Raw genomic sequence first — 25429 nt, 5'->3', positions numbered from 1 at the left:
CGGGGCCCGGACTCAGCCCAGCTTGGCCGCCTGCGCGTCGACCACGGCCTTGGGAAGCTCCTTGACCTCACCGGCGAGGCTGATGGTGCTGAAGCCGGCGATGTTGTTGCCCTTGCGGAGGACGACGAGCTTGCTGACGAACGGCTTGCCCTCCATGTCGCTGGTGACGGTCCAGGCCAGGGCCTCCTCGCCGGCGGTCACGGTCTCCGGGGCGACCTTGGTGACCTTGGTCTTCTCGCCGGAGGCGATGATGGTGAAGCCGCCGGCGCAGTCGGACCCGGCGGTCTTGAGGGACGCCAGGGCCTGCTGGGCGCCCTCACCCGCGTACGAACCGAGCGTCACCGTGGTCGCGGGCGCCCCGAAGGCCCCCAGGATGTCCTCCGGGGAGTCGGCCTTCTTCTTCTTGACCTCGATCGCCTGGATCTGCGTGCTGGCGCCCGGGGTGCCCGGCGCGACCCCGGACATGGCCTCGGCGAGCGGCTCGCAGGCGGACTTGTCGGCGCTGACGTCACCGGGGTTCACCGCGGCCGTGGCCTCGGCCTTCTGCACCTTGTGGTTCTTGAGGTCGGCCTGCGCCACCAGCAGCTTCTCCAGCTCGGCGGCGGTCAGCGCCTTCACGTCGGGCTTGGCGGCGGCGGAGGCGGACGCGTCGGCCTTGCCGGTGTCCTCGGTCTTCTTCTCCTCGCCGCCGCAGGCGGTCAGGAGCAGGGCCAGCGAGGCGGCGGCGGTCGCGGCGGTCACGGTACGTACAGTCATGCGCATGACGGCATGATCAGGCCCGGGGCCGACGCCCCACAAGCGGATTCCCACGTGACCCACCCCACGGGCCCCGGTCACCCACGATCGGCCCGCACCCACGACAATGGCGGGGTGATCAGTTCGCCGCCACGAAGCCCCAACGGAAACGGCGCCGGCCCCCGGCGGGCCGCCGAGCCGACGCCGTACGTCGATCTCACGCGGGCCGAGTGGAGCGCACTGCGCGACAAGACTCCGCTGCCGCTCAGCGCCGACGAGGTCGAGCGGCTGCGCGGACTCGGGGACGTCATCGACCTCGACGAGGTGCGGGACATCTATCTGCCGCTGTCGCGGCTGCTCAACCTGTACGTGCAGGCCACCAGCGGGCTGCGCGGCGCCCTGAACACCTTCCTCGGGGAGCGCGGCGAGCAGCGCGGCACCCCGTTCGTCATAGGGGTGGCCGGCTCGGTCGCCGTCGGCAAGTCGACCGTGGCCCGCCTCCTGGAGGCCCTGCTGGCCCGCTGGCCCGAGCACCCGAGGGTGGAGCGGGTGACCACCGACGGCTTCCTCTACCCGATGGAGGAGCTGAAGGCGCGCGGGCTGATGTCCCGCAAGGGCTTCCCCGAGTCGTACGACCGCCGGGCCCTCACCCGCTTCGTCGCGGACGTCAAGGCGGGCAAGGACGAGGTCACCGCGCCCGTCTACTCCCACCTGATCTACGACCGGGTCCCGGACGAGCGGCTCGTGGTGCGCCGTCCGGACATCCTCATCGTGGAGGGCCTGAACGTCCTCCAGCCCGCCCTGCCCGGCAAGGACGGCCGCACCCGGGTCGGTCTGGCCGACTACTTCGACTTCTCCGTGTACGTGGACGCCCGGCCCGAGGACATCGAGGTCTGGTACCTCAACCGCTTCCGCAAGCTGCGCGAGACCGCGTTCCAGGACCCGTCCTCGTACTTCCGGCGCTGGACCCAGGTCTCCGAGGAGGAGGCCCTGGACTACGCCCGCACGATGTGGCGGACCGTCAACAAGGTCAACCTCCTGGAGAACGTGGCCCCGACGCGCGGTCGGGCGACGCTCGTGGTCCGCAAGGGACCGGATCACAAGGTGCAGCGACTGAGCCTCCGCAAGCTCTGAGCTCCGTAGGCTCCGGGCCTCCGTAAGCTCGGAGGATGCTGCATCTGCGACTGATCGTTCCGCCCGACCGCACCGAAGCGGCCGTCGACCTCATCGAGCGGACGGTCGGGACCACCCACGTGGTGGTCCTGCCGGGCGCCGCCCGCGACCCGGCCGGCGACCTCGTGCTGTGCGACGTGGCACGCGAGGCCGGACAGGAACTGCTCCACGGCATACGGGAGCTGAAGATCGACCAGGACGGGTCGATCGCCATCGAGAACATCGACCTCTCCCTCTCCCAGCGGGCCGAGGAGGCAGAGGAGGAGGCCCCCGGCGAGGCCGCGGACGCGGTGATCTGGGAACAGCTGACCGACGCCACCCACGAGGAGTCGACCCTCAGCATCACCTACAGCGCCTTCATGATGCTGGCGACGATGATCGCGGCCTGCGGTGTCGTCCTCGACAACGCGGTCCTGATCGTGGGCGCGATGGCGGTCGGCCCGGAGTTCGGCCCGCTCGCCGGCGTCTGTACGGGGATCGTGCGGCGCGCCCCGAGACTGGTGCTGCGCTCGCTCACCGCGCTGCTCGTCGGCTTCGCGGCGGCGATCTGCGCGACGACCGTGTTCAGCGTGTGCATGGACGGGCTCGACCTGTTCAGCCGCGATCTGCTGGACGGCGACCGCCCCAACACCGGCTTCATCTGGCAGCCGGACCCGTTCTCCTTCGTCGTCGCCCTGCTCGCCGGCGCGGCCGGCACGCTGTCGCTGACCTCGACGAAGTCCGGGGCGCTGATCGGCGTCGCGATCTCCGTGACGACGGTCCCGGCCGCCGCGAACGCGGCCGTGGCGCTCTCGTACGGCGAGTTCGGGCAGATGTGGGGCTCGGTCGAGCAGCTGCTGCTCAATCTGCTGGGCATCGTCCTCGCCGGCACCGTGACCCTCTTCGCCCAGAAGCTGCTGTGGCGCACCCAGCGCGGCCACTGGCTGCGGAGCAACCGCAAGGCGTGAGACGCCGTCGGCCCCCTTCCGCGAGGGAAGGGGGCCGACGGGTCGTCATCCGGCCCGCGCGCGCGTCAGCGCATCAGCCCGCCCCGGCCGCCCGGCCGCCCGGCGGAGACGCCGTCGGGGCTGGCCGCGTGTCAGCCGGTCTGTCCGAGCGCCGACTTCACGACGTCGGCGAGCTGCCCGGCCACCGACCGGGCCTGCTCGATGTCGGCCGCCTCGACCATGACCCGCACCAGCGGCTCGGTGCCCGAGGGGCGCAGCAGCACACGGCCCGTGGAGCCCAGCTCGCGCTCGGCCTCGGCGACGGCGTGGGCCAGCTCGGCGGAGGTGCCGACCCGGGACTTGTCCACGTCCGGCACGTTGACCAGGACCTGCGGCAGGCGCTCCATGACCGCGGCGAGCTCGGCGAGGGACCTGCCGGTGGCGGCGACCCGGGCCGCCAGCATCAGACCGGTCAGGGTGCCGTCGCCGGTGGTGGCGTGGTCGAGCACGATGACGTGGCCGGACTGCTCGCCGCCGAGGGCGTAGCCGTGCTCCTTCATGGACTCCAGGACGTAGCGGTCGCCGACCGCGGTCTGCACCAGCGAGAGCCCCTCGCGCTCCATCGCCAGCTTGAAACCGAGGTTCGACATGACGGTGGCGACGACCGTGTCGCCGCGCAGCGTCCCGGCCTCGCGCATGGCGAGGGCGAGCACCGCGAGGATCTGGTCGCCGTCGACCTCCTCGCCGCGGTGGTCCACGGCCAGGCAGCGGTCGGCGTCGCCGTCGTGGGCGATGCCGAAGTCGGCGCCGTGCTCGACGACGGCGGCCTTCAGCAGGCCGAGGTGGGTGGAGCCGCAGCCGTCGTTGATGTTGAGGCCGTCGGGCTGGGCGCCGATGGTGACGACCTGGGCGCCGGCCCGGGCGAAGGCCTCGGGCGAGACGCGGGCGGCGGCGCCGTGGGCCTCGTCGAGGACGATCTTCAGCCCGTCGAGCCGGTTGGGGAGGACGGCGATCAGATGGGCGACGTATTTGTCGAAGCCCTCGTCGTAGTCACGGACCCGGCCGACGCCCGCGCCGGTGGGCCGGTCCCAGGGGGCGCCGGTGCGGTGCTCCTCGTAGACGGCCTCGATGCGGTCCTCCAGCTCGTCGGCGAGCTTGTGGCCGCCGCGGGCGAAGAACTTGATCCCGTTGTCCGGCATGGCGTTGTGCGAGGCGGACAGCATCACGCCGAGGTCGGCGCCGAGCGCGCCGGTGAGGTACGCCACGGCCGGGGTGGGCAGCACGCCGACGCGCAGCACGTCCACACCGGCGCTGGCGAGGCCCGCCACGACGGCGGCTTCCAGGAACTCTCCCGAGGCGCGCGGGTCGCGCCCCACCACAGCGGTCGGCCGATGCCCTTCGAAGGTGCCCGCCTCGGCGAGCACGTGCGCGGCCGCGACCGACAGGCCGAGCGCCAGCTCCGCCGTCAGGTCCGCGTTGGCCACGCCGCGTACCCCGTCCGTGCCGAAGAGTCGTCCCACAGCTGTCCTCCGAGATTGCTCCGAAATGCGATCCCCTGCACGTGCGATGCCCGAGGGGACGTCCAGGGTGTGCTCAAGATTATGAAAGCAAGATGTGAAAAAGCCGTACGCCCCGGCAGCACGAGCAGTGCCGCCGGGGCGTACGGACCAAGCAGACCGAGCAGGCGATTAGCGCTTGCTGTACTGCGGGGCCTTGCGGGCCTTCTTGAGACCGGCCTTCTTGCGCTCGACCGCACGGTCGTCGCGGGAGAGGAAGCCGGCCTTCTTCAGCGGGCCGCGGTTGTTCTCCACGTCCGCCTCGTTGAGGGCGCGGGCCACGCCGAGGCGCAGGGCGCCGGCCTGGCCGGAGACGCCGCCACCCGCGATGCGGGCGATGACGTCGTAGCGGTTGTCGAGCTCGAGCACCTTGAAGGGCTCGTTGACTTCCTGCTGGTGCACCTTGTTCGGGAAGTAGTCCTCGAGGGTGCGACCGTTGATCTTCCACTTGCCGGTGCCCGGAACGATCCGGACGCGGGCGATGGCGTTCTTGCGACGGCCCAGGCCGGCGGCCGGCTGCGGGTCGCCGAAGCGGGACGCGAGGGACTCGGAGGTGTAGTCGCCCTCGACGGTCTCGGTCTCGGTGGTGTACTCCTCGACGCCCTCGAACTCGTCGACGGGGGTCTCGGGGGTGGTCTCGGCCACGATGCTCCTCAGATTTCTTTCGTTCTTAGGGGGTGGCCGGAATTACTGCGCGACCTGGGTGATCTCGAACGGGACCGGCTGCTGAGCAGCGTGCGGGTGGTTCTCACCCGCGTAGACCTTGAGCTTCGAGATCATCTGACGGCCCAGGGTGTTCTTCGGGAGCATGCCCTTGACGGCCTTCTCGACGGCCTTCTCGGGGTTCTTGTCCAGCAGCTCGTCGTAACGGACGGAGCGCAGACCACCCGGGTAGCCAGAGTGGCGGTAGGCCATCTTCTGGGTCTTCTTGTTGCCGGACAGGTGGACCTTGTCAGCGTTGATGATGATGACGAAGTCGCCCATGTCCATGTGCGGCGCGTAGACGGGCTTGTGCTTGCCTCGCAGGAGGTTCGCAGCCGTCGTCGCCAGACGGCCCAGGACGATGTCCCGCGCGTCGATGATGTGCCACTGGCGAGTGACATCGCCGGGCTTGGGGCTGTACGTACGCACTTCGTAGCCTTCGCTTCTTCAGTGGATGGAGTCCAGACACACCTGAAGCGATCATGCAGCTGGGGCCCACACTGCCGGGACACCGCCCGTATGCGAGCCACTGGTAACTGCTCCAGGGAACCTGCGTAGGGCCCCTTCGCGTGAGAACGACGAAGCCGATACGCATAACAAACGGCTACGGTACCCGCGCCACCCCCGGCCGGTCAAAATGCCGGGAGCCCTCGGGCCCCGGCCCCGGGCCTCAGACCCCAGGCCCCCGGCCCCAGGTCACCGCGCGCGCTCCACCCGCCGCTCGTCCCACACGGGCTCCGGCGTCTCCCGGACCACACCGTCCGAGCCGAAGACCAGGTAGCGGTCGAAGCTCTTCGCGAACCAGCGGTCGTGGGTGACGGCCAGGACCGTGCCGTCGTAGGACTCCAGGCCGTCCTGGAGGGCCTCCGCCGACTCCAGGTCCAGGTTGTCCGTCGGCTCGTCCAGGAGGAGGGCGGTCGTGCCGGCCAGCTCCAGGAGGAGGATCTGGAAGCGGGCCTGCTGGCCGCCGGAGAGCTTCTCGAAGGGCTGGTCGCCCTGGCGCTCCAGCTCGTAGCGCCGCAGCACCGACATCGCCCCGCCCCGGTCCTTGGCGTGCTCGGTCCACAGGATGTCCACCAGTGACCGGCCGAAGAGCTCGGGGTGGGCGTGGGTCTGGGCGAAGTGGCCGGGCACCACCCGGGCGCCCAGCTTCCACGTGCCCGTGTGGGCCACGCTCCCGTCGCCGGCCAGCAGCCGCAGGAAGTGCGACTTGCCGGACCCGTTCGAGCCGAGCACGGCCACCCGCTCCCCGTAGAAGATCTCCAGGGAGAACGGCTTCATCAGCCCAGTGAGCTCCAGGTTCTCGCAGGTCACCGCCCGGACCCCGGTCCGGCCGCCGCGCAGCCGCATCCGGATGTCCTGCTCGCGCGGCGGCTCCGGCGGCGGACCGGCCTCCTCGAACTTCCGCAGCCGGGTCTGCGCCGCCGCGTACCGCGAGGCCATCTCGTGGCTGACCGCGGCCGCCTGCCGCAGCGTGACCACCAGCTTCTTCAGCTGCGCGTGCTTCTCCTCCCAGCGACGCTTCAGCTCCTCGAAGCGGGCGAACCGCTCCCGCCGCGCCTCGTGGAAGGTGTCGAAGCCGCCGCCGTGGACCCACACGTCCGACCCGGCCGGGCCAGGCTCCACGGCCACGATCTTCTGCGCCGCACGGGCGAGCAGCTCCCGGTCGTGGGAGATGAACAGCACGGTCTTGCGGGTCTCCCGCAGCCGCTCCTCCAGCCACCGCTTGCCGGGCACGTCCAGATAGTTGTCCGGCTCGTCGAGCAGCAGCACCTCGTCGGTCCCGCGCAGCAGGTACTCCAGGACCAGCCGCTTCTGCTCGCCGCCGCTGAGCGTGCGCACCTGCCGGAACTGCGCCTTGTCGTACGGCACGCCCATCGCGGCCATGGTGCACATGTCCCACAGGGTCTCGAACTCGTACCCCTGCACCTCGGCCCAGTCGCTCAGCGCCTGCGCGTACGCCATCTGCGCGGCCTCGTCGTCGACCGTCATGATCCGGTGCTCGGCCTCGTCGACCGCCTTCGCGGCCTGGCGGATGCGCGCCGGGGCGACGGACACCAGCAGGTCACGGACGGTGGACTCGTCCCGCACCGAGCCGATGAACTGCGGCATCACGCCGAGGCCGCCGCTGACGGTGACGGTGCCGCCGTGCGGCTGGAGCTCCCCCGAGATCAGCCGGAGCAGGGTCGTCTTGCCCGCCCCGTTCGCGCCGACCAGGGCGACCACGGCGCCCTCGCCGACCCGGAAGGAGGCGTCGCCCAGGAGCACCCTCCCGTCCGGCAGGTAGTACTCGAGGTGCGCGGCTTCGACATGTCCCATGGAGGGCATTGTCACCGCCGCCGGCCCGGGATCCCAAGCGGATTAGGATGCGCGGCATGAGCTTTGGGGGACCGCAGCCGGGCGGCGAGCAGCAGGGACAGCAGGGGTACGGGTACGGCTACCCGCAGCAGCAGCCGTACGGATACGGGTATCCACCGCCGCAGCAGCCGGCGTACGGGCAGCAGCAGCCGGACCCGTTCCCGGGCGCCCAGGCCGCCCACACCCCCGACTGGGGCGCCCTCGCCGAGGCCTCCGAGGCCCGGGGCAAGCGCAAGCGCTGGCTGATGATCGGCGGCGCGGCCGTCGCCGCACTCGCCGTGGGAGCGGTCGTCGCCACCGCCGTCGTCGCCACCAACAAGAGCAACGACCAGGCGAAGAACGGCGGCCCCACCGCGACCGGCTCCGCCGCCCCGACCGACACCGCGAGCCCCGCGCCCACGTTCTCCTCGGTCGCCCCGCTGCCGCCGCCGGACCCGATGGACTTCATCTCCGACGCGAAGAAGGACAAGGCGCCGCTGAGCGCCGAGGGCCTCTTCCCGGGCAAGAAGCTGACCATGAACGGCCGCGCCTACCAGAAGGGCGCGACCTCCTCCACGAACAACTGCGCGGCGGTCTCCCAGGGCGGCCTCGGCCAGGTCCTGAAGAACAACGGCTGCACGCGGGTGATCCGCGCCACCTATGTGAAGGACGGCGTCGCCGTCACCGTCGGCATCGCCGTCTTCCCCACCGACGAGCAGGCCACGAAGGCGAAGAAGCAGGCGAGCGGCGGCATCGCACCGCTCGCCGGCGCGGGCGTCGGCGACTTCTGCCGCAAGACGGTGTGCCTGCGGCGCACCAACTCGATCGGCCGCTACGTGTACCTGACCCAGACCGGCTTCACCAATGGCAAGAAGGTCACCACGGCCGACCAGCCCGTCTTCCAGACCGCCGACGACCTCGGCACCTTCTCCTTCAACCAGATCTACGCCCGCGGCCGCGCCCAGGCCTCAACAGCAGCCGGCGCCCCCGGCGAGTGACCGCTTGTTGCGGGCCTCCCGGCTGCGGCGGCGGCAGGGCCACCGCCCGGCGGACGGAGTCCGCCGCAGCAGGCCGAAGCTTGTGAGGCGCCCAGGCGCCGAGCCCGCGAGGGCTGCGTCGAGAAGGACAGCCCAGATCTACGCCCGCGGCCGCGCCCAGGCCTCAACAGCAGCCGGCGCCCCCGGCGAGTGACCTCAGCAGCAGCCGGCGCTCCCGGGAAGTGACCGCTTGTTGCGGGCCTCGCGGCTGCGGGCGGCGAGCTGGTCGTCGGCGGGGTAGCCGACCTCCTCGAGGGTGAGGCCGTGCGGCCGGACGACGTGGACGGCCGAGTCCCGTACGCCCGCGGCCAGCACCTTGCCCGGCCACTCCACCGGCCGGTGGCCGTCGCCGACGAACAGCAGGGCGCCGACCAGCGAGCGGACCATGTTGTGGCAGAAGGCGTCGGCCTTGACCGTGGCCTCCAGGATGCCGTCGGGGCGGCGCCGCCAGCGCAGCTCCTGGAGGGTGCGGATGGTGGTGGCGCCGTCGCGCTTCTTGCAGTAGGCGGCGAAGTCGTGCTCGCCGACGAGCCGCTCGGCGGCGGCGTTCATGGCGTCCATGTCGAGCGCCCAGTCGTGCCACAGGACGTGTCCGCGCAGCAGCGGGTCCACCCCGCCGGGGTGGTCGGTGACCCGGTAGGCGTAGCGGCGCCAGATCGCCGAGAAACGGGCGTTGAAGCCCGCGGGCGCCTCGGCCACGCTCCACACCCGCACGTCGTGCGGGAGTCGCCCGGCGAGCCGCCTGAGCAGCTTCTCGCGGTGCTCCTCCCACAGGGTCACCGGCAGGTCGACGTGCGCGACCTGGCCGCGGGCGTGCACACCGGCGTCGGTGCGGCCGGCGACGGTCAGCTCGTACGTCTCCTGGGAGCGGGTGACGGTGCGCAGGGCGTCCTCGATCTCGCCCTGGACGGTCCGCTGCCCGCGGGCCTGCTTGGCCCAGCCGGAGAAGTCCTTGCCGTCGTACGACAGGTCGAGCCGTACGCGTACAAAGCCGGGCCGCACGTCGTCACGCTGGTCAGTCACGCCGTAAATCCTCTCAAACACACGGGAACGGGCCCGCACCCCTGGGGATGCGGGCCCGCACACGAGACGGGAACGTCAGAACGCTCAGGCGTCCTGCGCGTCCTCGGCCTTGGTCTCCTCGGCCTTGGGGGCCTCGTCGGCCTCCTTGACGGCGCGCTTGGTGGCGGCCTCGGCCTCGGCGACGGTCGCCTTCTTGGCGATCTCGCCCTCGACCAGCTCGATCACGGCCATCGGGGCGTTGTCGCCACGACGGTTGCCGATCTTGGTGATGCGGGTGTAGCCACCCGGACGCTCGGCGTAGCGCGGAGCGATCTCGGTGAAGAGCGTGTGGACGATGCCCTTGTCCGTGATCGTCTGCAGCACCAGGCGACGGTTGTGGATGTCGCCCTTCTTCGCCTTGGTGATCAGGCGCTCGGCGACCGGACGCAGGCGGCGGGCCTTGGCCTCGGTCGTGGTGATGCGGCCGTGCTCGAAGAGCGACTTCGCCAGGTTGGCGAGGAGCAGCTTCTCGTGCGCGGCGGAGCCGCCGAGGCGGGCGCCCTTAGCGGGACGCGGCATGGTGTTTCTCCTTGAGATCTGCACCGGCCGTATCAGGTACCGGTGTCAGGGCCCCGCAGGCGGATGCCTACGGGCAGCTATCAGTACTGCTCGGTCTCGACGAAGCCCGCGTCCGCGTCGTCGTCGGCGCCGAAGGCGTCGGCGGCGGCGGTCGGGTCGAATCCGGGCGGGCTGTCCTTGAGGGCCAGGCCCATGCCGGCCAGCTTCGCCTTGACCTCGTCGATCGACTTCGCACCGAAGTTGCGGATGTCGAGCAGGTCGGCCTCGGAGCGCGCCACGAGCTCACCCACGGAGTGGATGCCCTCACGCTTGAGGCAGTTGTAGGACCGAACGGTGAGCTCCAGCTCCTCGATCGGCAGCGCCAGGTCGGCGGCGAGGGCGGCGTCCGTCGGGGACGGGCCCATGTCGATGCCCTCGGCGTCGATGTTGAGCTCGCGGGCCAGACCGAACAGCTCGACCAGGGTCTTGCCGGCGGACGCCATGGCGTCACGCGGGCGCATGGCCTGCTTGGTCTCGACGTCGACGATCAGCTTGTCGAAGTCGGTGCGCTGCTCGACTCGGGTCGCCTCGACCTTGTAGGTGACCTTGAGAACCGGCGAGTAGATGGAGTCGACCGGGATACGGCCGATCTCCTGGCCCACCTGCTTGTTCTGCACGGCGGAGACGTAGCCGCGACCGCGCTCGACGGTCAGCTCCATCTCCAGCTTGCCCTTGCCGTTGAGCGTGGCGAGCACGAGGTCGGGGTTGTGCACCTCGACACCGGCCGGGGGCGCGATGTCGGCGGCGGTGACCAGACCCGGGCCCTGCTTGCGCAGGTACATCACGACCGGCTCGTCGTGCTCCGAGGAGACGACCAGCTGCTTGATGTTCAGGATGAGGTCGGTGACGTCCTCCTTGACGCCCGGCACGGTGGTGAACTCGTGCAGGACGCCGTCGATGCGGATGCTGGTGACAGCAGCGCCGGGGATCGACGACAGGAGGGTGCGGCGGAGGGAGTTGCCGAGGGTGTAGCCGAAGCCCGGCTCCAGCGGCTCGATGACGAACCGGGAGCGGAACTCGTCGACGACCTCTTCGGTCAGCGAAGGACGCTGAGCGATAAGCATGTCTGTGTTCCTTCAGTCGTGGACGCCCACTATTTGACGTCCTACAGGTACTGCAAGGGTACGGGCGGCACGGCCCCTTTCGGAGCCGTACCGCCCGGACACTCAAAGACGCACAGGCGTCGCTGCGTCAGACGCGGCGGCGCTTCGGCGGGCGGCAGCCGTTGTGCGGGGTGGGGGTGACGTCCTGGATCGAGCCGACCTCGAGGCCGGTGGCCTGGAGGGAGCGGATCGCGGTCTCACGGCCGGAGCCGGGACCCTTGACGAAGACGTCGACCTTGCGCATGCCGTGCTCCTGCGCGCGGCGGGCGGCCGACTCGGCGGCCATCTGCGCGGCGAAGGGGGTGGACTTGCGCGAGCCCTTGAAGCCGACGTGGCCGGCGGAGGCCCAGGAGATCACGTTGCCCGAGGGGTCCGTGATCGAGACGATCGTGTTGTTGAACGTGCTCTTGATGTGCGCGTGGCCGTGAGCGACGTTCTTCTTTTCCTTGCGGCGCACCTTCTTGACGGCGCCCTGACGTCCCTTGGGGGGCATCTATTTTCTCCTACGGGAGGTGGTCGGTCCTACAGCGAAGACCGTGGACAGGTGTCCGCTGTGGACTACTTCTTGCCCGGCTTCTTCTTGCCGGCGATGGCGCGACGCGGGCCCTTGCGGGTACGAGCGTTCGTGCTGGTGCGCTGACCGCGGACGGGCAGGCCACGACGGTGACGCAGACCCTGGTAGCAGCCGATCTCGACCTTGCGGCGGATGTCGGCCGCGATCTCGCGGCGGAGGTCACCCTCGGTCTGGAGGTTGGCGTCCACGTACTCGCGGATCTTGACGAGGTCGTCCTCGCCGAGGTCGCGGACACGGGTGGACGGGTTCACGCCGGTAGCGGCGAGGATCTCCTCGGACCGGGTGCGCCCGATACCGAAGACGTAGGTGAGTGCGACCACCACACGCTTTTCACGCGGGATGTCAACACCGGAAACGCGTGCCATTCAATGGCTCCTGTGTTCTCGGGGGTCTGCCGCAGAACCGCTCCCGACCGCCGTACGAGGTACGAATCGGGTCCCCGGCCCCCGCCGGAGGTGTCGCCGACCCTGAACGGGCTGGGCGGGTTCTGCGTATGTACGTATCGCTATGCGTCGCGCGAAGAAACTGCGAGATGCAGGTAGGTCGGCGTGCGTCAGCCCTGGCGCTGCTTGTGGCGCAGGTTGTCGCAGATGACCATGACCCGGCCGTGGCGGCGGATCACCTTGCACTTGTCGCAGATCTTCTTGACGCTCGGCTTGACCTTCATGGGATGTGAGGTTCTCCGGGTCAGTGCCACCACCCGCGCGCGGAGGCGGGGTGCGGGCAAGATCTACTTGTACCGGTAGACGATCCGGCCACGCGTCAGGTCGTACGGAGACAGCTCCACGACGACCCGGTCGTCCGGGAGGATACGGATGTAGTGCATCCGCATCTTGCCGGAGATGTGCGCGAGGACCTTGTGACCGTTCTGGAGCTCCACCTTGAACATGGCGTTCGGGAGGGACTCGATCACGGTGCCCTCGATTTCGATGGCACCTTGCTTCTTGGCCACGCTTCGCCTTTCGAATCGGCTACCTTGATCGACTCTCGCCACCGCATGCGGACACACGGGTACACGAGAGCCGACGCATCAGTCTACGTCAGGCACCTGGAAAAGACGAATCCGGGAAGTGTGCCCACCGAGGGAGATCGTTACGCCGCCGGGGCGCCCCGGGGCGAGCCGGCGGCGGGGCCTCCGCGGACCGGCCGCCGCGCCGGGGCGCCCCGCTACGCCAGCGGATCCGGGCCATCTACGCCAGCGGGTCCGGCGCCGCCTCGACGCCCAGCTCCGCGAGCTTCGCCTTGCCGCCGTCGACCGCCGTCAGGACCAGGGGGCCGGCCTCGGTGAGGGCGACGCTGTGTTCCCAGTGGGAGGACCAGGTGCCGTCGGTGGTGATGACGGTCCAGTCGTCGGCGAGGACCTCGGTCTTCGGGGTGCCGAGGGAGACCATGGGCTCGATGGCCAGGCAGAAGCCGGGGACCAGCTTCGGGCCCTTGCCGCGCTTGCGGGAGACGTAGTTCAGCAGGTGCGGGTCCATGTGCATCTCGGTGCCGATGCCGTGGCCGCCGTAGTCCTCGATGATCCCGTAGCGGCCCAGGCTGTGGTCACCGACCGCCGGGCGCGGCTGGCGCTTGATGTACGTCTCGATCGCCTTGGAGATGTCGACCAGGCGGTTGCCGAGCCGCATCGCCGCGATGCCGGCCCACATCGACTCCTCCGTCACCCGTGACAGCTCGACCAGCTCCGGCGCGTGGCCGGTGCCCACGAAGGCCGTGTACGCCGCGTCGCCGTGCCAGCCGTCGACGATGGCGCCGCAGTCAATGGAGATGATGTCGCCGTCCTTGAGGACGGTCTTCTCGTCCGGGATGCCGTGGACGACGACCTCGTTCACCGAGGTGCAGATGGTGGCGGGGAAGCCGCCGTACCCGAGGAAGTTCGACTTCGCGCCGTGGTCGGCGATCACCTTGCGGGCGACCTCGTCCAGATCCCGGGTGGTCGCCCCCGGCACCGCCGCCTCGCGCGTCGCCGCGTGGATGGCCGCGACGACCAGCCCCGCCTCGCGCATCTTCGCGATCTGCTCGGGGGTCTTGATCTGCACCATCGTGGCGAGGGCCTTTCCTTGCGTGTACGGGGTCAGAACAACGATACGGCCGCGGCGCCCTTCCCGGGCACCGCGGCCGTATCGCACCAACCGTGGGTTACTTCTTCAGCGCGGCCATCGCACGCGCCGTGACCTCGTCCACCTTGCCGAGCGCCGAGATCGTCACGACCAGGTTCTGCGCCCGGTAGTAGTCGATGATCGGCTCGGTCTGCGTGTGGTAGACCTCCAGGCGCCGGCGGACGGTCTCCTCGGAGTCGTCGTCGCGCTGGAACAGCTCGCCGCCGCAGACGTCGCAGACGCCCTCGGCCTTCGGAGCGTTGTACGTCACGTGGAACACGTGCGAGGAGTCGTTGCGGCAGATGCGGCGGCCCGCGATCCGCTTCACGACCTCGTCCTCGGGGACCTCCAGGTCCAGGACCGCGTCCAGCTGCATGTCCTCGGCCTTGAGGACCACATCCAGAGCCTCGGCCTGGGCCACGTTGCGCGGGAACCCGTCGAGCAGGAAGCCGTTGGCGGCGTCGTCCTGCTCCATGCGGTCCTTGGCCATCCCGATGGTCACCTCGTCCGGTACGAGGTCACCGGCGTCCATGAACGCCTTCGCCTTGCGCCCCAGCTCCGTGCCCTGCGAGATGTTGGCACGGAACAGGTCGCCCGTGGAGATGTGCGGGATGTCCAGGTTCTTGGCAAGGAACGCGGCCTGCGTTCCCTTGCCGGCCCCGGGCGGTCCGACGAGGACGATTCGCATCAGCGGAGGAACCCTTCGTAATTGCGCTGCTGGAGCTGGCTCTCGATCTGCTTCACGGTCTCGAGCCCCACGCCCACGATGATGAGGATGCTCGTCCCGCCGAACGGGAAGTTGGCATTGGCGCCACCGAAGCCTGCCAACGCCATCGTCGGCACAAGAGCGATCAGACCCAGATACAGCGAGCCCGGCCAAGTGATCCGGTTGAGCACGTAGCTCAGGTACTCGGCAGTAGGTCGACCAGCCCGGATACCCGGGATGAAGCCACCATACTTCTTCATGTTGTCGGCGACTTCCTCGGGGTTGAACGAGATCGCCACGTAGAAGAAGGCGAAGAACACGATCAGAAGGAAGTACGTGGCGATGTAGTAGGGGTGGTCACCCTTGACGAAGTGGGCTTCGATCCAGGTCTTCCAGCCGGAGGTGCTGTTCGAGAACTGCGAGATGAGTGCCGGGATGTAGAGCAGCGACGACGCGAAGATGACAGGAATCACACCTGCCTGGTTCACCTTCAACGGGATGTAAGTGGACGTACCGCCGTACGACCTGCGGCCGATCATCCGCTTCGCGTACTGCACCGGGATGCGGCGCTGGGCCTGCTCGACGAAGACGACGAGGGCCACCATGACGAAGCCGATGAGGATGACGGTGCCGAACTCGATCCAGCCCTTGGCGAGCTTGCCGCTCTCCTTGATGGCCCACAGGGCGCCGGGGAAGCCGGCGGCGATCGAGATGAACATGAGGATCGACATGCCCTGGCCGATGCCACGGTCGGTGATGAGCTCACCGAGCCACATGGTGACGGCGGTGCCCGCGGTCATGGTGATGACCATGGTGACGGTGACGAAGATCGACTGGTCCGGGACGACCTGGTTCGCGACCGTGCAGCCGCTGAAGAGCGCGCCGGTGCGGGCGGTGGCGACGAGGCCGGTGCCCTGGAGGATGGCGAGGGCGACCGTCAGATAACGCGTGTACTGCGTGATCTTGGCGGTGCCGGACTGCCCCTCCTTCTTCAGGGCTTCCAGGCGGGGGATCACGACGGTCAGCAGCTGCAGGATGATGCTCGCCGTGATGTACGGCATGATGCCGAGCGCGAAGATGGTGATCTGGAGCAGCGCCCCGCCACTGAACATGTTGACCAGGCCGAACAGGCTGTTGTTGCCCTGGCTCGCCTGATCCACACACTGCTGGACGGCCTCGTAGCTGACACCGGGGACGGGGATGTGTGCCCCGAGCCGGTACAGCACGATGATGCCGAGCGTGAAGAGCAGCTTCTTGCGCAGGTCGGGCGTCTTGAACGCCCGGGCGAACGCGGTGAGCACGGTGCCTCCTGCGACCCCCGCGCACGTGCGTCAGAGGTGACGGTCTTGAGGTTCGACGATGAGAGTTGCCGTCTCGAGCACCCGCGGGCATACCGCACGCACTCTAGACAGTGGACGCCACCTTACCGGCGACCATGGCCCCCTAGGAACGACCAACCGGGGATGCCCCTTTTGAGAGGCATCCCCGGTGGGATGTTCAGGCCATCGAGTCGTCTCAGACGAGCTCGGTGACGGTGCCGCCGGCGGCGGCGATCTTCTCCTTGGCGGAGCCGGAGACGGCGTCGACCGTCACCTGCAGCGCCACGGTGATCTCGCCCTGGCCCAGGACCTTGACGAGCTGGTTCTTGCGCACCGCGCCCTTGGCGACCAGATCGGCCACCGTGACCTCGCCACCCTGCGGGTAGAGCGCGGCCAGCTTGTCCAGGTTCACGACCTGGTACTCGGTGCGGAAGGGGTTCTTGAAGCCCTTCAGCTTCGGGAGGCGCATGTGGAGGGGCATCTGCCCACCCTCGAAGCGCTCCGGAACCTGGTAACGGGCCTTCGTGCCCTTCGTACCACGACCGGCCGTCTTACCCTTCGACGCCTCACCACGACCCACACGGGTCTTGGCGGTCTTGGCGCCCGGGGCGGGACGGAGGTTGTGGACCTTCAGCGGGTTGTTCTCCGCCATGTCAGTCGACCTCCTCGACCGTCACGAGGTGGCGGACGGTGTGCACCATTCCGCGGAACTCGGGGCGGTCCTCCTTGACGACCACGTCGTTCAGGCGCTTGAGCCCGAGCGAACGCAGCGTGTCGCGGTGGTTCTGCTTGCTGCCGATGTACGACTTCGTCTGCGTGATCTTGAGGCGAGCCATTACGCACCCGCCCCGGCACGCGCACGGAGCAGAGCCGCGGGGGCGACGTCCTCGAGGGGCAGACCGCGGCGGGCCGCGATCTCCTCGGGACGCTGCAGGCCCTTCAGGGCCTCCACGGTCGCGTGCACGATGTTGATCGCGTTGTCGGAGCCGAGCGACTTCGACAGGATGTCGTGAACGCCGGCGCACTCGAGCACGGCGCGCACCGGGCCACCGGCGATAACACCGGTACCGGGGGAAGCCGGCTTGAGCAGGACGACGCCCGCGGCCTTCTCACCCTGGATCGGGTGCGGGATGGTGCCCTGGATACGGGGGACCTTGAAGAAGTGCTTCTTGGCCTCCTCCACACCCTTGGCGATGGCGGCCGGCACCTCCTTGGCCTTGCCGTAACCGACACCCACGGTGCCGTCACCGTCGCCCACCACGACCAGCGCGGTGAAGCTGAAACGACGACCACCCTTGACAACCTTGGCGACGCGGTTGATCGCGACTACGCGCTCAACGTACGCGGTCTTCTCGGCGGCGGCAGCGCCACCGTCGCGGCCCTTCCGGTCCCGCCGCTCGCCGCCACCGGCACCGCTACCGCGGCGCTGGGGTCCAGCCATTGGAATACCTCTCTCTGTTACGTCCGTTAGTCCCGGAACCGGGGCTTAGAACTTCAGCCCGGCTTCGCGGGCGGCGTCAGCCAGAGCGGCAATGCGCCCGGCGTACCTGTTGCCACCACGGTCGAACACGACGGCCTCGACGCCGGCGGCCTTGGCGCGCTCGGCGACCAGGGCGCCGACCTGCTTGGCCTGCGAGGACTTGTCGCCCTCGCCACCGCGGATCGAAGCGTCCAGGTGGGACGCCGACGCCAGGGTGTGGCCCTTCAGGTCGTCGATGACCTGCGCGGTGATACCGCGGTTGGAGCGCGTCACGACGAGGCGCGGACGCTCCGCCGTACCCGAAACGCTCTTACGGATGCGCAGGTGACGGCGCGCCTTGGCAGCGCGCTTGTAAGCGTCGCCCTTGGCGATCTTCACACCGTATGCCATGGCTTACTTACCAGCCTTTCCGACCTTGCGGCGGATGACCTCGCCCGCGTACTTCACGCCCTTGGCCTTGTACGGGTCGGGCTTGCGAAGCTTGCGGATGTTCGCGGCGACCTCGCCGACCTTCTGCTTGTCGATGCCCTCGACCGAGAACTTGGTCGGCGACTCGACCTTGAAGGAGATCCCCTCGGGGGCCTCCACCAGGATCGGGTGGCTGTAGCCGAGCTGGAACTCCAGGTTGGAGCCCTTCGCGGCCACGCGGTAACCGACACCGCTGATCTCGAGCGCCTTCGTGTACCCCTGGGTCACACCGGTGATCATGTTGGCCACCAGCGTGCGGGACAGGCCGTGAAGGGCCTTGTTCTGACGCTCGTCGTTGGGGCGGGTGACGTTCAGAACGCCGTCCTCACCCTTGACGATCTCGATCGGCGCGGCGACGGTGTGGCTCAGGGTTCCCTTGGAACCCTTGACCGTGACCGTGCGGCCCTCGATGGTGACGTCCACGCCGGCGGGAACCGTGATGGGGAGCTTGCCGATACGCGACATTGGCTTTTCCTCCGTTCCCGACTACCAGACGTAGGCGAGGACTTCCCCACCCACGCCCTTCTTCTGAGCCTGCTGGCCGGTCAGGAGACCGTGGGACGTGGAGATGATCGCCACGCCCAGGCCGCCGAGGACCTTCGGCAGGTTGGTGGACTTCGCGTAAACCCGGAGGCCCGGCTTCGAGATCCGCTTGATGCCCGCGATGGAGCGCTCACGGTTCGGACCGAACTTGAGGTCGAGCACGAGGTTCTTGCCGACCTCGGCGTCCTCGACCTTCCAGCCCGTGATGAAGCCCTCCTGCTGGAGGATTTCCGCGATGTGGGACTTGATCTTGCTGTGCGGCATCGTCACGGAGTCGTGGTACGCCGAGTTCGCGTTACGCAGACGCGTGAGCATGTCTGCGATCGGATCAGTCATGGTCATGAATTGGCCTTCGGCCTCTCTCGCCGGGGTTTCCTGGTGCACCATCCCTCTCCCCGATCCGAGACGGGGCGGGTGCGGTGCGGTGGACCTACGGCGTAGTAAGTCGTACGGGCGGCGGACGCCCAACCCCACAAGCCTAAGCCATGCGGGGATGGGCCTCCGCCAACCCAATGCTTACCGAGAGACTCCTGTGGTTCCCTAACGCCCTACGGGCGAGGGGGAATTACCAGGAGCTCTTGGTCACGCCCGGCAGCTCGCCACGGTGAGCCATCTCACGAAGGCAGACGCGGCACAGGCCGAACTTGCGGTACACGGAGTGGGGGCGACCGCAGCGCTGGCAGCGGGTGTACGCACGCACACCGAACTTGGGCTTGCGGGCAGCCTTCGCGATGAGAGCCTTCTTCGCCATCTCGCTTACGCCTCCTTGAACGGGAAGCCGAGGTGACGCAGAAGGGCACGGCCCTCGTCGTCGTTGGTCGCCGTGGTGACCACGGTGATGTCCATACCCCGGACGCGGTCGATCTTGTCCTGGTCGATCTCGTGGAACATGACCTGCTCCGTGAGACCGAAGGTGTAGTTGCCACGGCCGTCGAACTGCTTCGGGGACAGGCCGCGGAAGTCGCGGATGCGCGGCAGCGCGAGCGACAGGGTGCGGTCCAGGAACTCCCACATGCGGTCGCCACGGAGCGTGACGTGGGCACCGATCGGCTGACCCTCACGCAGCTTGAACTGCGCGATGGACTTGCGGGCCTTGGTGACGGCCGGCTTCTGACCGGTGATCGTGGTGAGGTCGCGGATCGCGCCCTCGATCAGCTTCGAGTCACGGGCGGCGTCGCCGACACCCATGTTGACCACGATCTTCACGAGGCCGGGGATCTGCATGACGTTCTCGTACTTGAACTCGTCACGCAGCTTGCCCGCGATCTCCTCGCGGTACTTCGTCTTGAGACGCGGAGTGGTGGTAGCCATCAGATGTCCTCACCCGTCCGCTTGGCAACGCGGATCTTGTTGCCCTCGTCGTCGAAGCGGAAACCGACACGCGTGACGACCTTCTTGCCGTCCTTCTCCACGACCAGCTGGACGTTGGAGACGTGGACCGGAGCCTCGGTGGTCACGATGCCGCCGGCCTGGTTCGGGCCGGCCTTGGTGTGCTTCTTGACCCGGTTGACACCCTCGACCAGGACGCGGGACTCGGCGGGGAAGGCCGCGATGACCTTGCCCTGCTTGCCCTTGTCCTTGCCGGTGATGACCTGGACCAGGTCGCCCTTCTTGATCTTCATGCTTACAGCACCTCCGGCGCGAGCGAGATGATCTTCATGAACTTCTTCTCGCGCAGCTCACGGCCCACCGGGCCGAAGATACGGGTGCCGCGAGGGTCGCCGTCGTTCTTCAGAATGACGGCGGCGTTCTCGTCGAAGCGGATGTACGAGCCGTCCTGGCGGCGGCGCTCCTTCACGGTGCGAACGATGACCGCCTTGACGACGTCACCCTTCTTCACGTTGCCACCGGGGATCGCGTCCTTGACGGTGGCGACGATGACGTCACCGATGCCCGCGTAGCGGCGACCCGAGCCACCGAGCACACGGATGCAAAGGATTTCCTTCGCACCAGTGTTGTCGGCGACGCGAAGTCGCGACTCCTGCTGGATCACGTCTATCTCCTGATTGTCTGCCGGTTCCCGGTGGGGGACTCACGTACGCGAGTCCCCACACCGAGCCTGGCGGAACTGTTCCTAGGGGGTCCCCCTAGGAGGGATTACTTGGCCTTCTCGAGGATCTCGACGACGCGCCAGTGCTTCGTCGACGACAGCTTCCGGGTCTCCATCAGGAGGACGCGGTCGCCGACGCCGGCAGCGTTCTGCTCGTCGTGAGCCTTGAGCTTGTTCGTACGGCGGATGACCTTGCCGTACAGCGCGTGCTTGACGCGGTCCTCGACAGCGACGACGACGGTCTTGTCCATCTTGTCGCTGACGACGAGGCCCTCACGGACCTTGCGGGCGTTGCGCTCGGTCTTCTCAGTCACGTTGTTCTCGCTCATCAGGCGTTCTCCACCGTCTCGATGCCCAGCTCGCGCTCACGCATCAGGGTGTAGATCCGGGCGATGTCCTTACGGACGGACTTGAGCCGACCGTGGTTCTCGAGCTGGCCCGTCGCCGCCTGGAAGCGGAGGTTGAACAGCTCTTCCTTGGCCTCGCGGAGCTTGGCGACAAGCTCCTCGTTGCCCAGCTCGCGCAGCTCGGACGCCTTGGTACCGGCCGACATCACAGCTCACCTGCCTCGCGCTTAACGATCTTGCACTTCATCGGCAGCTTGTGAGCAGCACGAGTCAGAGCCTCACGCGCGATCTTCTCGTTCGGGTAGGACAGCTCGAACATCACCCGACCGGGCTTGACGTTCGCGATCCACCACTCCGGAGAACCCTTACCGGAACCCATGCGGGTCTCGGCAGGCTTCTTCGTGAGCGGGCGGTCCGGGTAGATGTTGATCCAGACCTTGCCGCCACGCTTGATGTGGCGGGTCATCGCGATACGCGCGGCCTCGATCTGGCGGTTGGTCACGTAGGCCGGGGTGAGGGCCTGAATGCCGTACTCGCCGAACGCAACCTGCGTGCCACCCTTGGACATACCGTTGCGCTTCGGGTGGTGCTGCTTGCGGTGCTTGACCCTACGGGGGATCAGCATTTCGGTCAGGCCTCCGTTCCGGTGCTCTCAGCAGCCGGAGCGGCGGCGGGAGCCTCGGCCTTGGGGGCCTCGGCAGCCTGAGCCTGCTGCGGCTTGCGACCGCGACCGCCACGCTCGCCACCGCGGCCACCACGGCCGGCCGGGCGGTCAGCGCCGCCACGGGCCGGGCGGTTGCCGGCGCGGGCAGCGGCGTTCTCGGCGCGGACCTCGGCGATGTTCTTGACGTCGCCCTTGTAGATCCAGACCTTCACGCCGATGCGGCCGAAGGTCGTCTTGGCCTCGAAGAAGCCGTACTCGACGTTCGCGCGGAGCGTGTGCAGCGGCACACGACCCTCGCGGTAGAACTCCGAGCGGGACATCTCGGCGCCGCCGAGACGGCCACCACACTGGATCTTGATGCCCTTGGCGCCGGCCTTCATGGCGGACTGCATGCTCTTGCGCATGGCCCGACGGAAGGAGACGCGGGAGGACAGCTGCTCGGCGACGGCCTGGGCCACCAGCTGAGCGTCGACCTCGGGGTTCTTGACCTCGAGGATGTTCAGCTGGACCTGCTTGCCGGTCAGCTTCTCGAGCTGGCCACGGATCTTGTCGGCCTCGGCGCCACGGCGACCGATGACAATGCCCGGGCGAGCGGTGTGGATGTCCACGCGGACACGGTCACGGGTGCGCTCGATCTCCACCTTCGAGATGCCGGCGCGCTCCATGCCGGACGTCAGCATCCGACGGATGGCGACGTCTTCCTTGACGTAGTCCTTGTACAGCTTGTCGGCGTACCAACGCGACTTGAAGTCGGTGGTGATGCCGAGCCGGAACCCGTGCGGGTTTACCTTCTGGCCCATTACCGGGTTCCTTCCTTGCTGCTGACGACCACGGTGATGTGGCTGGTCCGCTTGCGGATCCGGTAGGCACGGCCCTGAGCACGCGGACGGAACCGCTTCAGGGTCGGGCCCTCGTCGACGTACGCCTCGCTGATGAACAGCGAAGAGGCGTCCGTGTGGTCGTAGTTGTGCGCGGCGTTGGCGATGGCGCTGTCAAGCACCTTGCCGACCGGCACGGAGGCGGCCTGCGGGGCGAATCGCAGGACGGCCTGGGCCTCCGTGGCGTCCATGCCACGGATGAGGTCCACCACGCGGCGGGCCTTCATGGGCGTGACGCGGATGTACCGCGCCTGGGCCCTGGCTTCCATGGTTGTCCTTCCAGTTACTTACGTGTCTGTTGCGATCCGCGCCTTAGCGGCGCTTCGACTTCCGGTCTTCCTTGACGTGACCCCGGAAGGTGCGCGTCGGCGAGAACTCGCCGAGCTTGTGGCCGACCATCGACTCGGTGACGAACACCGGGACGTGGGTCTTGCCGTTGTGCACCGCGATCGTGTGGCCCAGCATGGCCGGGACGATCATCGAGCGACGGGACCAGGTCTTGATGACGTTCTTGGTGCCGGCTTCGTTCTGGGCGTCCACCTTCTTGATGAGGTGGTCGTCGACGAAGGGCCCCTTCTTGAGACTGCGCGGCATCTAAACCCGCTCCTAGCGCTTCTTGTTCGTCTTGCGGCGGCGGACGATGTACTTGTTCGACGCCTTCTTGGGCGAACGAGTACGGCCTTCCTTCTGGCCCCACGGGGACACCGGGTGGCGACCACCGGAGGTCTTGCCCTCACCACCACCGTGCGGGTGGTCAACCGGGTTCATCGCCACACCGCGAACGGTCGGGCGAACGCCCAGCCAGCGCTTACGGCCGGCCTTACCCCAGTTGATGTTCGACTGCTCGGCGTTGCCGACCTCACCGATGGTGGCGCGGCAGCGGGCGTCGACCAGGCGGATCTCGCCCGACGGCATGCGGAGGTGGGCCATCGAGCCCTCCTTCGCGAGCAGCTGCACGGAGGCACCTGCGGAGCGGGCGAACTTGGCGCCGCCGCCGGGACGGAGCTCGATCGCGTGGATCGTGGTACCGACCGGGATGTTGCGGAGGGCCAGGTTGTTGCCGGGCTTGATGTCGGCCGTGGGGCCGTTCTCCACCCGGTCACCCTGCGCCAGACCACGCGGGGCGATGATGTAGCGCTTCTCGCCGTCCGCGTAGTGGAGCAGCGCGATGCGCGCGGTGCGGTTGGGGTCGTACTCGATGTGAGCGACCTTGGCCGGCACGCCGTCCTTGTCGTGACGACGGAAGTCGATCACGCGGTAGGCACGCTTGTGGCCACCGCCCTGGTGACGGACGGTCACACGACCGGTGTTGTTACGGCCGCCCTTGCTGTGCAGGGGGCGGACCAGCGACTTCTCCGGCGTGGACCGCGTGATCTCGACGAAGTCGGCGACGGAGGAGCCACGGCGGCCCGGCGTCGTCGGCTTGTACTTGCGGATACCCATTTCTCAGTCCTCGTCCGATATCGGACGACTCGACCGCCGTCAGGCGGTCGGGCCGCCGAAGATGTCGATTCGGTTGCCCTCGGCAAGGGTCACGATGGCGCGCTTGGTGTTGGCGCGCTTGCCGAAACCGGTGCGGGTGCGCTTGCGCTTGCCCTGGCGGTTGATCGTGTTGACCCCGGTGACCTTGACCGAGAAGACCGCCTCGACGGCCTGCTTGATCTGGGTCTTGTTGGCGCCGGGCGCGACGATGAACGTGTACTTGTTCTCGTCAAGGAGTGCGTAGCTCTTCTCGGAGACAACCGGCTTGACGAGGACGTCGCGCGGGTCCGTGAAGGTCTTGCTGGTGATCGTGGCCTCGGACATCAGGCCTCGCTCCCTTCGGTCTCAACGGCCTTGGGGCCAGACACGAAGGACTCGAGGGCGGCCTGGGTGAAGACCACGTCGTCGGATCGCATCACGTCGTACGTGTTCAGCTGGCCCGGCTCCAGGATGTGCACCTGGGGCAGGTTGCGGGCGGACAGCCACGCGGCCTCGTCGGAGCGCTCGACGACCAGGAGCAGGTTCTTGCGCTCCGAGATCTTGCCGAACAGCGTCTTGGCGGCCTTGGTGGAGATGCCACCCTCGACCACGCCGGTGACGACGTGGATGCGGGAGTGGTTCGCCCGGTCGGAGAGGGCACCGCGGAGGGCGGCGGCCTTCATCTTCTTGGGGGTCCGCTGCGAGTAGTCACGCGGCACGGGACCGTGCACGACGCCACCACCGGCGAACTGCGGGGCGCGGGTCGAACCCTGACGGGCGCGGCCGGTGCCCTTCTGGCGGTACGGCTTCCGGCCACCACCGCGGACCTCGCCACGCGACTTGACCTTGTGCGTACCCTGACGGGCGGCGGCCAGCTGCGCGACGACGACCTGGTGGATCAGCGGGATGCTGACCTTGGCCTCGAAGATCTCGGCCGGGAGCTCGACGGTCCCGGTCTTGTCGCCGGAGGGCGACAGAATGTCAATGGTGCTCATATCCTCAGGCCCCCTTGGCCGCGGTGCGGACCAGGACGAGGCCGCCGTTCGGACCAGGAACCGCGCCCTTGATCAGGAGCAGGCCCTTCTCCGCGTCAACGGCGTGAACGGTCAGGTTCTGGGTGGTCACGCGCTCGTTGCCCATACGGCCGGCCATGCGCATGCCCTTGAAGACGCGGCCCGGGGTGGCGCAGCCACCGATCGAACCGGGCTTGCGGTGCACGCGGTGGGCACCGTGCGACGCCTTGCCACCACGGAAGTTGTGGCGCTTCATGGCACCGGCGAAGCCCTTGCCCTTGCTCTTGCCGGTGACGTCGACCTTCACGCCGGCCTCGAAGACCTCGGCGGTGATCTCCTGGCCGAGCGTGTACTCGGAGGCGTCAGCGGTGCGGAGCTCCACCAGGTGGCGGCGCGGGGTGACGTCGGCCTTGGCGAAGTGACCCTTGAGGGGCTTGTTCACCTTGCGCGGGTCGATCTCGCCGAAGGCGATCTGGACCGACTCGTAGCCGTCGATGTCGTTCGTACGCACCTGGGTCACGACATTCGGGCCGGCCTTGACGACGGTCACCGGGACGACCCGGTTGTTCTCGTCCCAGACCTGCGTCATGCCGAGCTTCTCGCCCAGGATGCCCTTGATGTTCTTAGCCATCTCGCGC

The 25429-nt window shown here is 68.4% G+C and carries 38 protein-coding genes; 3 read left to right on the top strand and 35 right to left on the bottom strand.

Features of this window, described 5'->3' with window-relative positions; all coding sequences use genetic code 11:
* Positions 1–12: 12 nt before the first annotated feature.
* Positions 13–756, bottom strand: a complete 744-nt coding sequence (locus ACFY7C_RS30375) for a hypothetical protein (RefSeq protein ID WP_389656449.1) — start codon at positions 754–756, stop codon at positions 13–15.
* A 114-nt stretch (positions 757–870) separates the two neighbouring features.
* Between ACFY7C_RS30375 and coaA the strand changes: the two genes are divergently transcribed.
* A complete protein-coding gene (coaA, locus tag ACFY7C_RS30370) occupies positions 871–1869 on the top strand; it encodes a type I pantothenate kinase (RefSeq protein WP_389656446.1) in 999 nt (332 codons plus the stop codon).
* A gap of 35 nt (positions 1870–1904) precedes the next feature.
* The gene (locus ACFY7C_RS30365; RefSeq protein WP_389656443.1) at positions 1905–2855 is read left to right on the top strand and encodes a DUF389 domain-containing protein; all 951 of its coding nucleotides are present in this window, start codon (positions 1905–1907) and stop codon (positions 2853–2855) included.
* Between the two features lie 131 nt (positions 2856–2986).
* Here ACFY7C_RS30365 and glmM read toward each other — a convergent pair whose 3' ends face one another.
* The 4 genes from glmM to ACFY7C_RS30345 form a co-directional block, all read right to left on the bottom strand.
* Positions 2987–4354 carry a phosphoglucosamine mutase gene (glmM, locus tag ACFY7C_RS30360; protein WP_389656440.1) on the bottom strand — a complete coding sequence of 456 codons (1368 nt, stop codon included), beginning with the start codon at positions 4352–4354 and terminating at the stop codon, positions 2987–2989.
* A 168-nt stretch (positions 4355–4522) separates the two neighbouring features.
* Positions 4523–5035 carry a 30S ribosomal protein S9 gene (gene rpsI / locus ACFY7C_RS30355; RefSeq protein ID WP_389656437.1) on the bottom strand — a complete coding sequence of 171 codons (513 nt, stop codon included), beginning with the start codon at positions 5033–5035 and terminating at the stop codon, positions 4523–4525.
* A 42-nt stretch (positions 5036–5077) separates the two neighbouring features.
* Positions 5078–5521, bottom strand: coding sequence for a 50S ribosomal protein L13 (rplM, locus tag ACFY7C_RS30350; protein ID WP_389656434.1), 444 nt, complete (start codon positions 5519–5521; stop codon positions 5078–5080).
* Positions 5522–5788: 267 nt separating this feature from the next.
* Positions 5789–7411, bottom strand: a complete 1623-nt coding sequence (locus ACFY7C_RS30345; protein WP_389656431.1) for an ABC-F family ATP-binding cassette domain-containing protein — start codon at positions 7409–7411, stop codon at positions 5789–5791.
* Between the two features lie 56 nt (positions 7412–7467).
* Here ACFY7C_RS30345 and ACFY7C_RS30340 point away from each other — a divergent pair, with 56 nt between their 5' ends.
* On the top strand, positions 7468–8427 hold the full coding sequence (locus ACFY7C_RS30340; protein ID WP_389656428.1) for a hypothetical protein: 960 nt from the start codon (positions 7468–7470) through the stop codon (positions 8425–8427).
* A 195-nt stretch (positions 8428–8622) separates the two neighbouring features.
* On the opposite strand, the gene truA is transcribed toward ACFY7C_RS30340, so the two are convergent.
* The 30 genes from truA to rplC all read right to left on the bottom strand — a co-directional run bounded on the left by truA (position 8623) and on the right by rplC (position 25422).
* Positions 8623–9489 (bottom strand): tRNA pseudouridine(38-40) synthase TruA, encoded by an 867-nt coding sequence (gene truA / locus ACFY7C_RS30335; RefSeq protein WP_389656425.1) that lies wholly within the window; start codon positions 9487–9489, stop codon positions 8623–8625.
* A gap of 84 nt (positions 9490–9573) precedes the next feature.
* Positions 9574–10047 (bottom strand): 50S ribosomal protein L17, encoded by a 474-nt coding sequence (gene rplQ / locus ACFY7C_RS30330; RefSeq protein WP_389656422.1) that lies wholly within the window; start codon positions 10045–10047, stop codon positions 9574–9576.
* A gap of 80 nt (positions 10048–10127) precedes the next feature.
* Positions 10128–11150, bottom strand: coding sequence for a DNA-directed RNA polymerase subunit alpha (locus tag ACFY7C_RS30325; RefSeq protein WP_003966937.1), 1023 nt, complete (start codon positions 11148–11150; stop codon positions 10128–10130).
* Between the two features lie 127 nt (positions 11151–11277).
* Positions 11278–11682 (bottom strand): 30S ribosomal protein S11, encoded by a 405-nt coding sequence (gene rpsK, locus ACFY7C_RS30320; protein WP_017949643.1) that lies wholly within the window; start codon positions 11680–11682, stop codon positions 11278–11280.
* 65 nt (positions 11683–11747) lie between these two features.
* A complete protein-coding gene (gene rpsM / locus ACFY7C_RS30315) occupies positions 11748–12128 on the bottom strand; it encodes a 30S ribosomal protein S13 (protein ID WP_389656419.1) in 381 nt (126 codons plus the stop codon).
* A gap of 188 nt (positions 12129–12316) precedes the next feature.
* Positions 12317–12430 carry a 50S ribosomal protein L36 gene (gene rpmJ, locus ACFY7C_RS30310; RefSeq protein WP_003956441.1) on the bottom strand — a complete coding sequence of 38 codons (114 nt, stop codon included), beginning with the start codon at positions 12428–12430 and terminating at the stop codon, positions 12317–12319.
* Between the two features lie 63 nt (positions 12431–12493).
* Positions 12494–12715 (bottom strand): translation initiation factor IF-1, encoded by a 222-nt coding sequence (gene infA / locus ACFY7C_RS30305; protein ID WP_003956442.1) that lies wholly within the window; start codon positions 12713–12715, stop codon positions 12494–12496.
* Positions 12716–12953: 238 nt separating this feature from the next.
* Positions 12954–13805 carry a type I methionyl aminopeptidase gene (gene map / locus ACFY7C_RS30300; RefSeq protein ID WP_389656416.1) on the bottom strand — a complete coding sequence of 284 codons (852 nt, stop codon included), beginning with the start codon at positions 13803–13805 and terminating at the stop codon, positions 12954–12956.
* A 97-nt stretch (positions 13806–13902) separates the two neighbouring features.
* Positions 13903–14550: an adenylate kinase gene (locus tag ACFY7C_RS30295; protein WP_389656413.1), complete on the bottom strand. Its 648-nt coding sequence runs from the start codon at positions 14548–14550 to the stop codon at positions 13903–13905.
* A complete protein-coding gene (gene secY, locus ACFY7C_RS30290; protein WP_389656410.1) occupies positions 14550–15869 on the bottom strand; it encodes a preprotein translocase subunit SecY in 1320 nt (439 codons plus the stop codon). Before secY ends, ACFY7C_RS30295 begins: the two co-directional genes overlap by 1 nt.
* A gap of 214 nt (positions 15870–16083) precedes the next feature.
* Positions 16084–16539 carry a 50S ribosomal protein L15 gene (rplO, locus tag ACFY7C_RS30285; protein ID WP_389656407.1) on the bottom strand — a complete coding sequence of 152 codons (456 nt, stop codon included), beginning with the start codon at positions 16537–16539 and terminating at the stop codon, positions 16084–16086.
* Position 16540: 1 nt separating this feature from the next.
* A complete protein-coding gene (gene rpmD, locus ACFY7C_RS30280) occupies positions 16541–16723 on the bottom strand; it encodes a 50S ribosomal protein L30 (RefSeq protein ID WP_005313525.1) in 183 nt (60 codons plus the stop codon).
* On the bottom strand, positions 16723–17328 hold the full coding sequence (rpsE, locus tag ACFY7C_RS30275; protein WP_030201551.1) for a 30S ribosomal protein S5: 606 nt from the start codon (positions 17326–17328) through the stop codon (positions 16723–16725). The genes rpmD and rpsE overlap by 1 nt, the downstream gene beginning before the upstream one ends.
* Before the next feature lie 45 nt (positions 17329–17373).
* Complete coding sequence (gene rplR / locus ACFY7C_RS30270) at positions 17374–17757, bottom strand: 50S ribosomal protein L18 (RefSeq protein WP_386863972.1); 384 nt, start codon at positions 17755–17757, stop codon at positions 17374–17376.
* 3 nt (positions 17758–17760) lie between these two features.
* Positions 17761–18300: a 50S ribosomal protein L6 gene (gene rplF / locus ACFY7C_RS30265; protein ID WP_064069946.1), complete on the bottom strand. Its 540-nt coding sequence runs from the start codon at positions 18298–18300 to the stop codon at positions 17761–17763.
* 21 nt (positions 18301–18321) lie between these two features.
* Positions 18322–18720 (bottom strand): 30S ribosomal protein S8, encoded by a 399-nt coding sequence (gene rpsH, locus ACFY7C_RS30260; RefSeq protein ID WP_041130779.1) that lies wholly within the window; start codon positions 18718–18720, stop codon positions 18322–18324.
* Positions 18721–18943: 223 nt separating this feature from the next.
* Positions 18944–19129 carry a type Z 30S ribosomal protein S14 gene (locus ACFY7C_RS30255; RefSeq protein WP_003956452.1) on the bottom strand — a complete coding sequence of 62 codons (186 nt, stop codon included), beginning with the start codon at positions 19127–19129 and terminating at the stop codon, positions 18944–18946.
* A gap of 5 nt (positions 19130–19134) precedes the next feature.
* Positions 19135–19692, bottom strand: a complete 558-nt coding sequence (gene rplE / locus ACFY7C_RS30250; RefSeq protein ID WP_265864084.1) for a 50S ribosomal protein L5 — start codon at positions 19690–19692, stop codon at positions 19135–19137.
* A complete protein-coding gene (rplX, locus tag ACFY7C_RS30245; RefSeq protein ID WP_389656402.1) occupies positions 19689–20000 on the bottom strand; it encodes a 50S ribosomal protein L24 in 312 nt (103 codons plus the stop codon). Before rplX ends, rplE begins: the two co-directional genes overlap by 4 nt.
* A 2-nt stretch (positions 20001–20002) precedes the next feature.
* Positions 20003–20371 carry a 50S ribosomal protein L14 gene (rplN, locus tag ACFY7C_RS30240; protein ID WP_003956455.1) on the bottom strand — a complete coding sequence of 123 codons (369 nt, stop codon included), beginning with the start codon at positions 20369–20371 and terminating at the stop codon, positions 20003–20005.
* A gap of 104 nt (positions 20372–20475) precedes the next feature.
* Positions 20476–20757 carry a 30S ribosomal protein S17 gene (gene rpsQ, locus ACFY7C_RS30235; protein WP_362362156.1) on the bottom strand — a complete coding sequence of 94 codons (282 nt, stop codon included), beginning with the start codon at positions 20755–20757 and terminating at the stop codon, positions 20476–20478.
* Entirely contained in the window at positions 20757–20981 is a 225-nt protein-coding gene (gene rpmC, locus ACFY7C_RS30230; protein ID WP_128985131.1) for a 50S ribosomal protein L29, read from the bottom strand. Before rpmC ends, rpsQ begins: the two co-directional genes overlap by 1 nt.
* Entirely contained in the window at positions 20981–21400 is a 420-nt protein-coding gene (gene rplP, locus ACFY7C_RS30225) for a 50S ribosomal protein L16 (protein WP_030494257.1), read from the bottom strand. Before rplP ends, rpmC begins: the two co-directional genes overlap by 1 nt.
* 5 nt (positions 21401–21405) lie before the next feature.
* The gene (gene rpsC, locus ACFY7C_RS30220) at positions 21406–22239 is read right to left on the bottom strand and encodes a 30S ribosomal protein S3 (protein ID WP_362523674.1); all 834 of its coding nucleotides are present in this window, start codon (positions 22237–22239) and stop codon (positions 21406–21408) included.
* Positions 22239–22586, bottom strand: coding sequence for a 50S ribosomal protein L22 (rplV, locus tag ACFY7C_RS30215; protein WP_009327087.1), 348 nt, complete (start codon positions 22584–22586; stop codon positions 22239–22241). Before rplV ends, rpsC begins: the two co-directional genes overlap by 1 nt.
* A 43-nt stretch (positions 22587–22629) precedes the next feature.
* Positions 22630–22911 (bottom strand): 30S ribosomal protein S19, encoded by a 282-nt coding sequence (gene rpsS / locus ACFY7C_RS30210; RefSeq protein ID WP_282694361.1) that lies wholly within the window; start codon positions 22909–22911, stop codon positions 22630–22632.
* A 12-nt stretch (positions 22912–22923) separates the two neighbouring features.
* A complete protein-coding gene (rplB, locus tag ACFY7C_RS30205) occupies positions 22924–23760 on the bottom strand; it encodes a 50S ribosomal protein L2 (protein WP_352079964.1) in 837 nt (278 codons plus the stop codon).
* A gap of 39 nt (positions 23761–23799) precedes the next feature.
* Positions 23800–24123, bottom strand: coding sequence for a 50S ribosomal protein L23 (rplW, locus tag ACFY7C_RS30200; RefSeq protein ID WP_265864044.1), 324 nt, complete (start codon positions 24121–24123; stop codon positions 23800–23802).
* On the bottom strand, positions 24123–24773 hold the full coding sequence (gene rplD / locus ACFY7C_RS30195; RefSeq protein WP_389656395.1) for a 50S ribosomal protein L4: 651 nt from the start codon (positions 24771–24773) through the stop codon (positions 24123–24125). Before rplD ends, rplW begins: the two co-directional genes overlap by 1 nt.
* A 4-nt stretch (positions 24774–24777) precedes the next feature.
* Positions 24778–25422, bottom strand: coding sequence for a 50S ribosomal protein L3 (gene rplC / locus ACFY7C_RS30190; protein WP_389656392.1), 645 nt, complete (start codon positions 25420–25422; stop codon positions 24778–24780).
* Positions 25423–25429 lie beyond the last annotated feature (7 nt).

Origin of the sequence: Streptomyces sp. NPDC012769 (genome assembly GCF_042901205.1) — a bacterium.
In the GTDB taxonomy this organism is placed as follows: domain Bacteria; phylum Actinomycetota; class Actinomycetes; order Streptomycetales; family Streptomycetaceae; genus Streptomyces.
Note: the sequence above shows the minus strand (reverse complement) of the source record. Positions and strands in the feature narration are given on the sequence as shown.

Excerpts from the sequence above, each read along its gene's own strand:
- ACFY7C_RS30375 (WP_389656449.1), bottom strand. The coding sequence starts at position 756 with ATGACTGTACGTACCGTGACCGCCGCGACCGCCGCCGCCTCGCTGGCC.
- ACFY7C_RS30365 (WP_389656443.1), top strand. The coding sequence starts at position 1,905 with ATGCTGCATCTGCGACTGATCGTTCCGCCCGACCGCACCGAAGCGGCC.
- ACFY7C_RS30345 (WP_389656431.1), bottom strand. The coding sequence starts at position 7,411 with ATGGGACATGTCGAAGCCGCGCACCTCGAGTACTACCTGCCGGACGGG.
- ACFY7C_RS30340 (WP_389656428.1), top strand. The coding sequence starts at position 7,468 with ATGAGCTTTGGGGGACCGCAGCCGGGCGGCGAGCAGCAGGGACAGCAG.
- rplQ (WP_389656422.1), bottom strand. The coding sequence starts at position 10,047 with ATGCCGCGTCCCGCTAAGGGCGCCCGCCTCGGCGGCTCCGCCGCGCAC.
- ACFY7C_RS30325 (WP_003966937.1), bottom strand. The coding sequence starts at position 11,150 with ATGCTTATCGCTCAGCGTCCTTCGCTGACCGAAGAGGTCGTCGACGAG.
- rpsK (WP_017949643.1), bottom strand. The coding sequence starts at position 11,682 with ATGCCCCCCAAGGGACGTCAGGGCGCCGTCAAGAAGGTGCGCCGCAAG.
- rpsM (WP_389656419.1), bottom strand. The coding sequence starts at position 12,128 with ATGGCACGCGTTTCCGGTGTTGACATCCCGCGTGAAAAGCGTGTGGTG.
- rpmJ (WP_003956441.1), bottom strand. The coding sequence starts at position 12,430 with ATGAAGGTCAAGCCGAGCGTCAAGAAGATCTGCGACAAGTGCAAGGTG.
- map (WP_389656416.1), bottom strand. The coding sequence starts at position 13,805 with ATGGTGCAGATCAAGACCCCCGAGCAGATCGCGAAGATGCGCGAGGCG.
- ACFY7C_RS30295 (WP_389656413.1), bottom strand. The coding sequence starts at position 14,550 with ATGCGAATCGTCCTCGTCGGACCGCCCGGGGCCGGCAAGGGAACGCAG.
- rplO (WP_389656407.1), bottom strand. The coding sequence starts at position 16,539 with ATGGCGGAGAACAACCCGCTGAAGGTCCACAACCTCCGTCCCGCCCCG.
- rpmD (WP_005313525.1), bottom strand. The coding sequence starts at position 16,723 with ATGGCTCGCCTCAAGATCACGCAGACGAAGTCGTACATCGGCAGCAAG.
- rpsE (WP_030201551.1), bottom strand. The coding sequence starts at position 17,328 with ATGGCTGGACCCCAGCGCCGCGGTAGCGGTGCCGGTGGCGGCGAGCGG.
- rplR (WP_386863972.1), bottom strand. The coding sequence starts at position 17,757 with ATGGCATACGGTGTGAAGATCGCCAAGGGCGACGCTTACAAGCGCGCT.
- rplF (WP_064069946.1), bottom strand. The coding sequence starts at position 18,300 with ATGTCGCGTATCGGCAAGCTCCCCATCACGGTTCCCGCCGGCGTGGAC.
- rpsH (WP_041130779.1), bottom strand. The coding sequence starts at position 18,720 with ATGACCATGACTGATCCGATCGCAGACATGCTCACGCGTCTGCGTAAC.
- ACFY7C_RS30255 (WP_003956452.1), bottom strand. The coding sequence starts at position 19,129 with ATGGCGAAGAAGGCTCTCATCGCGAAGGCTGCCCGCAAGCCCAAGTTC.
- rplX (WP_389656402.1), bottom strand. The coding sequence starts at position 20,000 with ATGAAGATCAAGAAGGGCGACCTGGTCCAGGTCATCACCGGCAAGGAC.
- rpsQ (WP_362362156.1), bottom strand. The coding sequence starts at position 20,757 with ATGAGCGAGAACAACGTGACTGAGAAGACCGAGCGCAACGCCCGCAAG.
- rpmC (WP_128985131.1), bottom strand. The coding sequence starts at position 20,981 with ATGTCGGCCGGTACCAAGGCGTCCGAGCTGCGCGAGCTGGGCAACGAG.
- rplP (WP_030494257.1), bottom strand. The coding sequence starts at position 21,400 with ATGCTGATCCCCCGTAGGGTCAAGCACCGCAAGCAGCACCACCCGAAG.
- rpsC (WP_362523674.1), bottom strand. The coding sequence starts at position 22,239 with ATGGGCCAGAAGGTAAACCCGCACGGGTTCCGGCTCGGCATCACCACC.
- rplV (WP_009327087.1), bottom strand. The coding sequence starts at position 22,586 with ATGGAAGCCAGGGCCCAGGCGCGGTACATCCGCGTCACGCCCATGAAG.
- rpsS (WP_282694361.1), bottom strand. The coding sequence starts at position 22,911 with ATGCCGCGCAGTCTCAAGAAGGGGCCCTTCGTCGACGACCACCTCATC.
- rplB (WP_352079964.1), bottom strand. The coding sequence starts at position 23,760 with ATGGGTATCCGCAAGTACAAGCCGACGACGCCGGGCCGCCGTGGCTCC.
- rplW (WP_265864044.1), bottom strand. The coding sequence starts at position 24,123 with ATGTCCGAGGCCACGATCACCAGCAAGACCTTCACGGACCCGCGCGAC.
- rplD (WP_389656395.1), bottom strand. The coding sequence starts at position 24,773 with ATGAGCACCATTGACATTCTGTCGCCCTCCGGCGACAAGACCGGGACC.
- rplC (WP_389656392.1), bottom strand. The coding sequence starts at position 25,422 with ATGGCTAAGAACATCAAGGGCATCCTGGGCGAGAAGCTCGGCATGACG.